At 74.8% G+C, this 13,503-nt stretch carries 2 protein-coding genes; both read left to right on the plus strand.

Going from position 1 to position 13,503, the window contains the following annotated elements:
- Nucleotides 1–266 precede the first annotated feature (266 nt).
- Entirely contained in the window at nucleotides 267–11,999 is an 11,733-nt protein-coding gene (locus tag ACF9IK_RS29125) for an amino acid adenylation domain-containing protein (protein WP_395297046.1), read from the plus strand.
- Between the two features lie 93 nt (nucleotides 12,000–12,092).
- Entirely contained in the window at nucleotides 12,093–13,358 is a 1,266-nt protein-coding gene (locus tag ACF9IK_RS29130; RefSeq protein ID WP_395297047.1) for a cytochrome P450, read from the plus strand.
- Nucleotides 13,359–13,503 lie beyond the last annotated feature (145 nt).

Consider the following 13,503-nt stretch of genomic DNA (forward strand, 5'->3'; position numbering starts at 1 on the left):
ACCGTCGCCGCCCGCTAGGCCGGACAGGGCCTAGTCGCCGGAGCCGGGGCGAGCCCTCCGCACGGGCCCGTCCCGGCTCCGGTCCGCGCGCCGGCGGCAGGGCCATATCCGAGTTGTTGATGCACATCCGGCGCGGCGGAGTTTCGCCGGTACGGTCGAGATCCACGTCGCAGTTCCTCAATTCCCGTTCGCCGACGCGGAATTCCCCGTCCGCCGAAGCGGACCCCACATTCTCCGAACCACGAAGACGCCAGGGAGCACGTGTCGTGAAGCAGTCACGCATCGAGGACCTTCTGCCTTTGTCCCCGCTTCAGGAGGGGCTGCTGTTTCACGCGCAATTCGCCGAGGACGGCCTCGATGTCTACCTCTCCCAGTTGGCCGTCCGGATCGAGGGCCCGGTCGACGTGCCGGCCATGCGCGCGGCCGCGAACAGCCTGGTCCGCCGCCATGCCGGCCTGCGCGCCTCGTTCCGCCGCCGCAAGAGCGGCGAGCCGATGCAGGTGATCCAGCGCGGAGTCGAACTCCCGCTGGACGTCGTGGACTTCCGTGACGTGCCGGCGGACGAGCAGCCGGCGCGGGTCCGCGCGTTCGCGGCCGAGGACCGTACCCGGGGCTTCGACATGGAGCGTCCGCCGCTGCTGCGTCTGACCATGGTCCGGGTCGCCGAGGACGCCTTCTGGCTGATCCTCACCTCGCACCACATCCTGCTGGACGGGTGGTCCTCGCCGCTGGTCGTCCAGGAGCTCTTCCAGCACTACCGCGCGGGCGGGGAGGACACCACCCTGCCGCCGGTCACCCCGTACCGCAGCTACCTGGCCTGGCTCGCCAAGCAGGACCGGGGCGCGGCCGAGGAGGCCTGGCGCGGCGCGCTGGCCGGCGTCGACGCGCCGACCCTCCTGGTCCCGGAGGGCGACCGCAGCACCTCCGTCCCGCCCGAGGACCTGGTCGGCGAGCTGCCCGAGGACCTCACCCGCCGGCTCACCGAGCTGGCCCGGCGTACCGGCGTCACGCTCAACACGGTGGTGCAGAGCGCCTGGGCCGTCCTGCTGGGCCGGCTGACCGGCCGCACCGACGTGGTCTTCGGCGCGACCGTCTCCGGCCGCCCCGCGGACCTGCCCGGGGTGGAGTCCATGGTCGGCCTGTTCATCAACACCCTGCCGGTGCGGGTGGAGATCGACCCCACCAGCTCCTGGACCGAGCTCCTGACCGAGGTCCAGCGGCGGCAGACCGCGCTGCTGGACCACCACCACCTCCCGCTCTCGGCGATCCAGGCGCTGACCCCGGTCACCGGCGAACTCTTCGACACCCTCGTCGTCTTCGAGAACTACCCGCTCACCGAGGGCGCCGGGGAGGAGCCCGCCGCCGAGGGGCCCCGGATCACCGACCTCACCGGCCAGGACGCCACCCACTACCCGCTCACGCTCTTCCCGACGCCCGGCCCCACGCTGCGGATGCGCCTCGGGTACCGGCCGGACCTGTACGACCGGGCCGGCGCCCAGCAGGTGCTGGACGCCGTCCACCGCCTGCTGGAGCAGATCGAGGCGGACCCGGCACTGCCGGTGAGCCGCGCCGAGGTGCTCGCCCCCGAACAGCGCCGCCGCGTTCTGGAGGATTGGAACGAGGCCGGCGGACCGCCGCCGGCGACGTCGGTGCACGAGCTGTTCGAGGCCGCGGTCGCCGCCGACCCCGCGGCGGTCGCGCTAGTCGCCGGCGGTGCCGAGCTCTCCTACCGCGAGCTGGACGCGCGCGCCGACCGGATCGCCCACCTGCTGGCCGGCCTCGGGGTCGGCCCGGAGACGCCGGTCGCGGTGGCCCTGCCGCGCGGCGCGGACCTGGTGGCCACCCTGCTCGCCGTCCAGAAGAGCGGCGGCGCCTACATCCCGCTCGACCCGGAGTACCCGGCGGAGCGGATCGACCACATCCTGGCCGACGCCGCGCCCGCGGTCGTGCTGACCGACTCGACGGTGGCGTCGGTGCCCGAGCGGGCGGGCGTCGAGCGCGTCCTGCTGGACGACCCCGCGGTCCGCGAGCGGCTGGCCGCCCTGCCGGGCGACGCCTTCGCCACCGCCACCCCGGCCACCGGGGCCAACCCGGCGTACGCCATCTACACCTCGGGCTCCACCGGCCGCCCCAAGGGCGTCGTCGTCACCCGCGACAACCTGGCCAACTTCGTGGTCGACATGCGGGAGCGCTTCGCCCTGCGGCCGGGGGACCGGCTGGCCGCGGTGACGACGATCTCGTTCGACATCGCCGGCCTGGAGCTGTACGTCCCGCTGGTCTCCGGCGCCACGGTGGTCCTGGCCGACCGCGACGAGGTGCGCGACGTCGACCGGCTGGCCGAGCTGTTGCGGGAGTCCGGAGCCTCCGTCATGCAGGCCACCCCCACCCTCTGGCAGGCGCTGGTCGCGCAGCGGCCGGAGGCCCTGGCCGGGCTGCGCGTGCTGGCCGGCGGAGAGGCGCTGCCCGCCGGGCTGGCCGACCGGCTGGTCGAGCTGTCCGCCGGGGTGACCAACCTGTACGGCCCGACCGAGACCACCGTCTGGTCGACCGCCGCCGAGCTCGACGCCTCCGGCCGAACCCCGGTGATCGGCCGCCCGATCGCCAACACCCAGGTCTACGTGCTCGACGCAGGCCTGTCGCTGCTGCCGCCCGGCGTTCCCGGCGACCTCTACATCGCCGGCGAGGGCGTGGTCCGCGGCTACCTCGGCCGCCCCGACCTGACCGCCGAGCGCTTCGTCGCCAGCCCGTACGGCCCGGCCGGCAGCCGGATGTACCGCACCGGCGACGTGGCCCGCTGGACCGCCGACGGGCAGCTGGAGTTCGCCGGCCGCACCGACGACCAGGTGAAGGTGCGCGGGTTCCGGATCGAGCTCGGCGAGATCGAGACGGCTCTCTGCGCGCTGCCGGAGGTCGCCCGGGCCGCCGTGGTCGCCCGCGAGGACGCCTCGGGCGAGAAGCGTCTGGCGGCCTACGTGGTGCCCGCCCCGGGGGCGGCCGTGGCCGTCCCCGCCCTGCGCCGTGGCCTCGCCGAGCGGCTGCCCGAGTACATGGTGCCCGCGGCCTTCACCGTCCTGGACGCCCTGCCGCTGACCCCGAACGGCAAGACCGACCGCAAGGCGCTGCCCGCGCCCGACTTCACCGCCGCCGCGGCGGCCGTCGCGCCGCGGACGCCGCAGGAGGAGATCCTCTGCGGCCTCTTCATGGAGACCCTGGACCTGCCGTCGGTCGGCGTCCACGACAACTTCTTCGACCTCGGCGGCCACTCGCTGCACGCGACCAGGGTGGTCAGCCGCACCCGCACCGCCTTCTCGGTCGAGCTGCCGCTGCGGGTGCTCTGGGAGGCGCCGACCGTCGCCGAGCTCGCCGCCCGGCTGCGCGAGGCCGACAGCGCCCGGCCGCCGGTGGTGGCCGTGGAGCGCCCCGAGCGCATCCCGCTGTCCTACGCGCAGCGCCGGCTCTGGTTCCTCAACCGGTTCGAGAACGGCGCCGCCGCGCACAACATCAGCATCGGCCTGCGGATGACCGGCGAGCTCGACCACGAGGCACTGCGGGCGGCCGTCCGGGACGTCACGGCCCGGCACGAGATCCTGCGCACCCTCTTCCCCGAGACCGACGGCGCCGCCCGGCAGCTGATCCTCTCCCCGGAGCAGGGCGCGGCCGAGCTGGTCGTCCGCGACCTCGCCGAGGAGGAGCTGGAGGCGGCGATCGCCGAGCAGGCGGCCCGCGACTTCGACCTGGCGACCGAGACCCCGCTGCGGGTCACGCTGCTGCGCCTCGCCCCGGCCGACCACGTGCTGCTGATCATCATCCACCACATCGCCGGTGACGGCTGGTCGGTCGGCCCGTTCGCCCACGACCTCACCTCGGCCTACCTGGCCCGGGCCGCCGGCGACGCCCCCGCGTGGGAGCCGCTGCCCGTCCAGTACGCGGACTTCACCATGTGGAGCCACGAGGTCCTGGGCGACGAGGGCGACCCGCGGAGCGTGGTCGGGCGCCAGCTCGACTTCTGGCGCGGCCGCCTCGCCGGCGCCCCCGACGTGCTGGCCCTGCCGACCGACCGGCCCCGCCCGCCGGAGGCCGACTACACCGCCGAGACCGTCGAGCTGGAGGTCTCCCCGGAGCTGCACCGCGCCCTGGCCGGCGTCGCCCGCAAGACCCAGAGCAGCCTCTTCATGGTGCTCCAGGCCGGCCTCTCCTCGCTCTTCACCGCCCTCGGCGCCGGCGAGGACATCCCGATCGGCTCGCCGATCGCCGGGCGCAACGACAAGGCGCTCGAAGGGATGATCGGCTTCTTCGTCAACACACTGGTGCTGCGCACCGACACCTCCGGCGCCCCGACCTTCCGCGAACTGCTGGACCGGGTCCGGGAGTACGACCTCGCCGCGTACGCCAACCAGGACGTGCCGTTCGAGCGCCTGGTGGAACTGCTCAATCCGGAGCGCTCGCTCGCCTGGCACCCGCTCTTCCAGATCTGGCTCAACGTCCAGAACCTGGAGGCCGCCTCCAGCACACCGGTCGGCCTGCCCGGCGTCGAGGCCGCGGCCCACCCGGTGCCGGTCAACGCGACCCAGTTCGACCTGGCGTTCACCTTCAACGAGAGCACCGCGCCCGACGGCACCCCGGCCGGCATGCAGGCGCTGATCGACTTCCGGCTCGACCTCTTCGACCGCGCCACCGTGGAGGACCTCTTCCGCCGGCTGGTACGGCTGCTGGAGCGGGTCGCCGCCGACCCGGAACTGCGGGTCGCCGACCTCCCGCTGCTGACCGACACCGAGCAGGCGGTACTCGCGACCGCAAACGACACGGCGCGCGACCTCCCGCCGGCGACCTTCCCCGAGCTGTACGCCCGCCGGGTCGCGGCGGCCCCCGACGACGTCGCGGTGGCCTTCGAGGGTGAGGAGCTGACCTTCGCCGAACTCGACCGCCGCGCCAACCGCCTGGCCCACGTGCTCCGCGCCGAGGGCGCCGCACCCGAGCGGTTCGTCGGCCTGGCCCTGCCCCGCTCGCCGCTCTGGCCGACTGCGGTGCTCGCGGCGCACAAGGCCGGCGCGGCCTACCTGCCGCTCGACCCGGCCTACCCGGCCGACCGGCTCGCCCACATGCTCGGCGACGCCCGCCCGGAGGTCGTCGTCACCACCCGCGAGATCGCGGCGGGCCTGCCGCTCTCCGCCGGGACGGCGGTGCTCCTGCTCGACGACGAGGCGACCGCCGCCCAGGTCGACGCCGCCCCGGACACCGCGCCCGAGGTGCGGCTGACGGTCCAGCACCCGGCGTACGTCATCTACACCTCCGGCTCCACCGGCCGGCCCAAGGGCGTGGTCGTCCCGCACGCGGGCTTCGCCAGCCTGCTCGCCGGCTACGTCGAGGCGCTCGGCCTCGGCCCGGGCAGCCGGGTCCTGCAGTTCGCCTCGCCGAGCTTCGACGCGGCCTTCGCCGAGCTGTGCAAGGCCCTGCTCTCCGGCTCGACGCTCGTCCTGGCGCCGCCCGCGCGGCTGGACCCGGGCGCCCCGCTGGCCGGCCTGCTGGCCGAGCAGCGGGTCACCCAGGCGACCATCCCGCCCGCCGCGCTCGGCGTGATGGCCGACGACGAGATCCCGGCCGGTCTCACCCTGCTGGTCGCCGGCGAGGCGACGCCGCCGGAGCTGGCCGGCCGCTGGTCGGCGGGCCGCCGGATGGTCAACGCCTACGGCCCGACCGAGACCACCGTCTGCGCCACCATCAGCGCCCCGCTCGCGGGCGCCGTCGAACCGCCCATCGGCACGCCCGTCCCGAACACCCGGGTGCACGTGCTGGACCGCGCCCTGCGGCAGGTCCCGCCGGGCGTGCCCGGCGAGGTCTACATCGCCGGCGCCGGGCTCGCCCGCGGCTACCTCGGCCGGCCCGGCCAGAGCGCCGAGCGCTTCCTGGCCGACCCGTTCGGCCCGGCCGGCAGTCGGATGTACCGCACCGGCGACCTCGCCAGGTGGACCAGGGACGGCGTGCTGATGTTCCTCGGCCGCGCCGACGAGCAGGTCAAGCTGCACGGCTTCCGGATCGAGCTCGGCGAGATCCGCTCGGCGCTGCTGCGCCGGGAGTCGGTCGCCCAGGCCGAGGTGCTGGTCCGCACCGACCGGCCGGGCGAGCAGCGACTGGTCGCCTACGCCGTCGCGGAGAGCGGCGCCGCGCCGCTCGACGGCGCCGCGCTGCGCACCGCCGTCGCCGCCGAGCTGCCCGAGTACATGGTGCCCGCGGCGGTCGTGGTGCTCGACGCCCTGCCGCTGACGCCGAACGGCAAGACCGACCGGAAGGCCCTTCCGGCCCCCGACTTCGCCCCGGCCGCGGGGGCCGTGGCCGCCCGCACACCCGAGGAGGAGCTGCTCGCCTCGCTGTTCGCCGAGATCCTCGGGGTGGCGGAGGTCGGGGTCCACGACAACTTCTTCGACACCGGCGGCGACAGCATCATGTCGATCCAGCTGGTGCGCCGCGCCCGCAACGCGGGCCTCACGCTGAGCCCGCGGGACGTCTTCGAGCACAAGACGGTCGCCGCCCTCGCCCGGGCGGTCGCGGCCCAGGCCCCGGCCGGGGAGGCCGCGCAGCCGGCCGCCGCGGCCCCCGTCCCGGCCGGTGCCGGCGTCGGCCCGGTGCCGCTGACGCCGATCATCCACTGGATGCGCGAGCGCGGCGGGCGCCCGGACCGGTTCAGCCAGACCAACCTGCTGGTCGTCCCGGCCGACCTCGGGCAGCAGCGGCTGGAGACCGCCCTGCAGTCCGTGCTCGACCACCACGACGCGCTGCGGATGCGCCTCGGCCGCACCGGCGGGGTGGTGTGGAACCTGGAGGTGCCCGAGCGCGGCACCGTCCGCGCCGCCGACCTGCTGCGCCGGACCGACGTCGCCGGCCTCTCCGCCGAGCAGACCCAGGCCCGCATCCTCGACGAGGCCAAGGCCGCCTGGGACCGTCTCGACCCGGAGGCCGGGGTGATGCTCCAGGCCGTCTGGTTCGACGCCGGCGCGCACGCCCCGGGCCGGCTGCTGCTGACCGTCCACCACCTCGCCGTCGACGGCGTCTCCTGGCGCATCCTGCTGCCCGACCTGGCCCAGGCCTGGTCGGCGGCGGCCGGCGGCGCGTCCGCCGAGCTCGACCCGGTCGGCACGTCCTTCCGCGAGTGGGCGCAGCTGCTCACCGACGCGGCCCAGGCGCCGGAGCGGGTCGAGGAGCTGCCGCACTGGCTGGAGACCCTCGCCGAGCCGGAGCCGGAACTGGCCGACCGGCCGCTGGACCCGCGGCGGGACGTCACCTCGACCACCCGCCGGATGGTCCTGGAGCTGCCGGTCGCGGAGACCGCCGCCCTGCTCACCACCGTGCCCGCGGCCTTCCACGCCCGGGTCAACGACGTGCTGCTCTCCGCCTTCGCCGCCGCGGTCGCCGAGTGGCGCCGTACCCGGGACCGCGGCGAGGGCCCGATCCTGGTCAACCTGGAGGGCCACGGCCGCGAGGAGATCGCCGAGCAGGTCGAGCTCTCCCGCACGGTCGGCTGGTTCACCAGCCTCTTCCCGGTCCGGCTGGACCCGGGCCCGCACGACTGGGCGGACTTCACCGCCGGCGGCGGCTCAGCCGGCCGGGTGCTGAAGCGGATCAAGGAGCAGCTGCGCGCCCTGCCGGACAACGGCATCGGGTACGGCCTGCTGCGCTACCTCAACCCGCAGACCGCGCCGGTGCTGTCGCGACTGCCGGAACCCCGGATCAGCTTCAACTACCTCGGGCGCTTCGGCGGGGCCGGCGCCGCCGGCGACGAGGTGCTGACCGACTGGGCGACCGCCCCGGAGGGCTTCGACGCCGACGGGGGCAGCGACCCGGACCGTCCGCTGGCGCACGTCGTCGACATCAACGCCCTGACCCAGGACCTGCCGGACGGGCCGCGCCTGGTCGCCGACCTCGCGTGGGCGGGCGAGCTGCTGAGCGAGGAGGACGCCCGCGCGCTGGGCGAGAACTGGATCCGTGCCCTGACCGCCCTGGTGCGCCACGCCGAGCGGTCCGAGGCGGGCGGCTACAGCCCGTCCGACCTCACCCTCGTCCCGCTCTCCCAGGAGGAGATCGACGCGGTGGAGTCGGCCGGCCACGAGCGGCTGGAGGACGTCCTTCCGCTCACCCCGATGCAGGAGGGCCTGCTCTTCCACAGCCAGCTGGCCGAGGAGGGGCCGGACATCTACACCATCCAGCTCGGCATCGACATCGCCGGACCGCTGGACGCCGGCCGGCTCCACGAGGCGGCGGCCGCCCTGCTGCGCCGGCACCCGAACCTGCGGGCGGGCTTCCGCCAGCAGGGGCTGAGCCGGCCGGTCCAGGTGGTCCTCGGCGACCTCGAACTGCCGTGGACCGAGCTGGACTTCACCGACCTTCCGGAGGACGGCCGGGCGGCCCGGCTGGACGCGCTGATGGACGAGGACCGGCTGCGCCGGTTCGACCCCGAGCGCCCCCCCTTGCTGCGGTTCACCCTGATCCGGATGGGCGAGCGGATCTCGCGCTTCCTGATGACCAACCACCACCTGCTGCTGGACGGCTGGTCGGGCCCGCTGCTGGTGCGCGAGCTCTTCGCGCTCTACGAGTCGGGCGGCGACGAGTCCGTGCTGCCCGAGGTCACCCCCTACCGGGACTACCTGGCCTGGCTCGGGCGGCAGGACAAGCAGGCGGCCCGCGCCGCCTGGGGCGAGGTGCTCGCCGGGGTGGACGGTGCGACGCTGATCGCACCCGAGGCCGGCGACGCCGCGGACGCCGTGCCGGGCGACGTCCTGGTCGAGCTGGACGAGGCCGCCACGGCCGCGGTGACGGCGCTCTCCCGACGCTTCGGGGTCACCCTGAACACGGTGGTGCAGACGGCCTGGGCGGTGGTGTTGGGCCGGTTGACCGGCCGCTCCGACGTGGTGTTCGGCAGCACCGTCTCCGGGCGGCCCGCCGAGCTGCCGGGCGTGGAGCACATGGTCGGCCTGTTCATCAACACCGTGCCGGTGCGGATCGCGCTCCCGGCCGGCCGGACGTGGGCCGGCCTGCTGGACGACGTCCAGCGCGGGCAGACGGCGGTGATGGACCACCACCACCTGGGCCTGCAGGACATCCTGCGGCTGGTCGACTCCGACCGGCTGTTCGACACCATCGTGGTCACCGAGAACTTCCCGTTCGAGGGCGACGGCGACGGCGCCCCGGACGACGGTGAGGGCCTGCGGATCGTCGGCGGCTACGGGTCGGACGGCAACCACTACCCGGTGAGCCTGGTCGCGATGCCCGGCCGCCGGCTGCGGCTGCGCCTGGGCTACCGGCCGGACGCGCTCGCCCGCGAGGCCGTGGAGGCGGTCGGCGCCCGCCTGGTCCGGGCGATCGGCGCCATGACGGCTGCGCCGGAGCAGCCGGTGGACCGCACCGACCTGCTCGCCGACGACGAACGCCGCACCCTGCTGGAGGAGTTCAACGACACCGCGCGGCCCGCCCCGGCCCTGGTGCCGGAGCGCTTCGAGGCGCAGGCCGCCCGCACCCCGGACGCACCGGCGGTGCTGCTCGCGGACGGCTCCGGGCTGAGCTACGCCGAGCTGGACGCGGCGGCCGACGACCTGGCCGCGGAGCTGGTCGAGGCGGGCGTCGGGCCGGAGCGGCTGGTCGCGCTGGCGCTGCCCCGCTCGGCGGAGCTGCTGGTCGCCGCGCTCGCGGTGCTCAAGGCGGGCGGCGGCTACCTGCCCGTCGACCCGGGCGACCCGGCCGACCGGCTGGCGTACGTGCTCTCCGACGCGCGGCCGGTGCTGGTGCTGAGCCGGTCGGACGTCGCCGCCGGACTGCCGGCGGTGGACGCCCCGGTCCGGCTGCTGGACCGGCGGAGCCCGGGCGACCGGACGGCACGGGCCGCTGGCGTCGACCCGCGGTGGCGCGAGCAGGCCCCGGCCTACGTGATCTACACCTCCGGCTCCACCGGGCGCCCGAAGGGCGTGGTCATCGAGCACCGCTCGTTCGCCCAGTACCTGGACTACGCGACCGAGGCCTACCCCTCGGTGCGGGAGCGGGCGCTGCTGCACTCGCCGGCCTCCTTCGACATGGCGGTGACCACCCTGTTCGCCCCGCTGGTGAGCGGCGGCTGCGTCCACGTGGCGGAGCTGGAGCAGGCCGAGGGCGAGCGGCGGCAGCCGGCCTTCCTCAAGGCCACCCCCTCGCACCTGGCGCTGCTCGCTGGCCTGGACCGGGAGTGCTCCCCGGCGGCCGAACTGGTGGTCGGCGGTGAGCAGTTGCTCGGCGAACCGCTGCAGGAGTGGCGCGCCGCCCACCCGGGCGTGGCCGTGGTCAACGAGTACGGGCCCACCGAGGCGACCGTCGGCTGCGCCGTGCTGAGGCTGGAGCCGGGCGACCCGGTGGCCGCCGGTGCCGTGCCGATCGGCCGGCCGACGCCGAACACCCGGCTGTACGTCCTGGACGCCGGGCTGCGCCCGGTGCCGCACGGCAGCGCGGGCGAACTGTACATCGGCGGAGCGCAGTTGGCCCGCGGCTACCTGGGCCGGCCGGACCTCACCGCGGCCCGCTTCGTGGCCGACCCGTTCGGCGCGCCCGGCGGGCGGCTCTACCGCACCGGCGACCTCGCCCGGTGGGACGCGGCCGGGCGGCTGGAGTACCTGGGCCGGATCGACGACCAGGTCAAGGTCCGCGGCTACCGGGTCGAACTCGGCGAGATCGAGGCCGCGTTGACCGCCGACCCGGAGGTCGGCCAGGCCGTGGTGGTGCTGCGGGAGGACGCGGGCCGGAGCCCGCGGCTGGTCGGCTACCTGGTCCCCGCCGCGGGCGGGCCGGAGGTCGCCGCCGTGCGCGAGCGGCTGGCGGCCCGGGTGCCCGAGTACATGGTCCCGGCGGCCTTCGTCGTGCTCGACGAGCTGCCGCTGAACGCCAACGGCAAGGTGGACCGCCGGGCGCTGCCGGCGCCCGAGTACCGCGCCGCGCAGTGGAGCGGCCCGAGCACCCCGCAGGAGGAGATCCTGTGTGGGCTGTTCCGGGAGGTGCTGGGGGCCGAGGTGGTCGGCGTCCACGACAGCTTCTTCGACCTCGGCGGCGACAGCATCCTGGCGATGGGCCTGGTCAACCGGATCCGCTCGGCCTTCGGCGTCAAGCCGAGCATCCGTACCGTGCTCGCCGCGCCGACTGTCGCGGAGCTGGCCGGCCGGCTCGGCGGCGAGGCCGACCAGAACGCGCTCGACGTCCTGCTCCCGCTGCGCGAGAACGGCAGCCGCGCGCCGCTGTTCTGCGTGCACCCCGCGGGCGGGCTGAGCTGGTCGTACGCGGCCCTGCTCCGGCACGTGGACGCCGAGCACCCGGTCTACGGCCTGCAGGCCCGCGGGCTGGTCGGCGGCGACCCGCTGCCGGAGTCGATCGAGGAGATGGCGGCGGACTACGTCGAGCAGGTCCGCAAGGTCCAGCCGGCCGGTCCGTACCACCTGCTGGGCTGGTCGCTCGGTGGCACCGTGATCCACGAGATGGCCGCCCAGCTCCGCGCCGCCGGCGAGGAGGTGGCGCTGCTGGCCAACCTCGACGAGTACCCGCTGGACCGCTCGCAGCCGCTGCCCGACCGGGTGCCGGACGAGCAGGACGCGCTGCGGACGATGCTCGACTTCGCGGGCCACGACGTGGACACCCTCGGGGACGCCCGGCTGGAGCACGCCCAGGTGGTGGCCGTGCTGCAGGAGCGGCAGAGCGTGCTCGCCAGCCTGGACGAGGCCGCCGTGGCCGCGCTGGCGCGGGTGTACGCCAACAACCGACGGCTGTTCCTGACCTACCGGCCGCCCAGGTACGACGGCGACCTGCTGGTGCTGGTCGCCGAGCCGGACCGCTCCCGCCCCGGCTCCGACCTCGCCGACCGGGTCGGCGCCTGGAAGGAATTCGTCGGCGGCCGGATCGAATTCCGGGTGATCGGCTGCGACCACCCGTACCTGCTGCAGCCGGAATGGGCCGCGGAGGTCGGCCGGGTGGTCAACGAGAGGCTCCGGGAACTCAGGTGACGCGCACCCCCCGGCCGGTCCGCCGGCCGGCCGGGGTGCGCGAGAAGGCTCGTGAGAAGGCCGCCGCGAAGGCGCGCGAGAAATGGTGGAGAAATGACCGTGCAGACGACCGGAAGCAGGACCGCGGTGCCCGAGGGGATCTCGGCGGTGAACCTGGCGGACCCGAAGTCCTTCCTCGAGAACGACATGGACGCGTACTGGCGGCGGCTGCGCGCCGACCACCCCGCGTACCGGCACGGCCGGGACGGTGAGTATCCCGAGTTCTGGGTGGTCAGCCGCTACGCCGACGTCATGGCCCTGTACCGGGACGACCGGCGGCTCACCTCGGAGAAGGGCAACGTCCTGGTGACGCTGCTGGCCGGCGGCGACTCGGCGGCCGGCCAGATGCTGGCGGTGACCGACGGCCGGCGCCACAAGGACCTGCGCAACGTGATGCTGCGGGCGTTCTCGCCGCGGGCGCTGGCCCACGTGACCGACCTGGTGCGCACCAACACCCGGGCGCTGGTCTCCGACTTCGTGCGCCGCGGCTCGGGCGACTTCGCCGCCGAAGTCGCCTCGGTGATCCCGATGACCACGGTGGGCGGGCTGCTCGGCGTCCCGCAGCGGGACCACCCCTACCTGCTCGGCCTGACCAAGTCGTCGCTCAGCTCCGACGAGGCCGACCAGGCCCCCGAGGAGGCCTTCCTGGCCCGCAACGAGATCCTGCTCTACTTCAGCGACCTGGTCGCCGAGCGGCGGGCCGACCCGCAGGACGACGTCATCACCACCCTGACGCAGAGCGACATCGACGGGGTGCCGCTCACCGACCAGGACATCGTCTTCAACTGCTACAGCCTGATCCTGGGCGGCGACGAGACCAGCCGGCTCAGCATGATCGAGGCCGTCCACGCCCTCAGCCGCGAGCCGGAGCAGTGGCGGCGGCTCAAGCAGGGCGAGGTCACCCTGGATTCGGCCGTCGAGGAGATCCTGCGCTGGGCCTCCCCGGCGATGAACTTCGGCCGCCGCGCCCTGGTCGACATCGAGTTGCACGGCGAGACGATCAAGGCCGGCGACGTGGTCACGCTCTGGAACATCTCGGCCAACCGGGACGACGCCGTCTTCGACGACCCGTTCACGCTGGACCTCGGGCGCACCCCGAACAAGCACATCACCTTCGGCTACGGCCCGCACTTCTGCCTGGGCGCCTATCTGGCCCGGGTCGAGGTGAAGGAGATGCTCGACGCGCTGCGCACCTTCACCACCGGCTTCGAGCTGACCGGCGAGCCGCGCCGGATCCACTCCAATCTGATGACCGGTATGTCCTACCTGCCGGTGGGCTTCACCGCGGACGAGGCGGGGCTGGCCACCGCCGGCTCCTGACCCCGCCGCACCGCACCGGCCCGGCGCCGCCCCTGGGGAGGCGCCGGGCCGGATTCCGTGCGGCGTACTCAATTACTTGCAGTGCCGTTGTCGGTGTCGTCGCGCGGCCGGAAGGCTGGCACGTGAGATTTCTGCCTGGCCGACG

The sequence above is a fragment of the Kitasatospora hibisci genome (assembly GCF_043950205.1).
Taxonomy (GTDB): Bacteria; Actinomycetota; Actinomycetes; order Streptomycetales; family Streptomycetaceae; genus Kitasatospora; species Kitasatospora hibisci.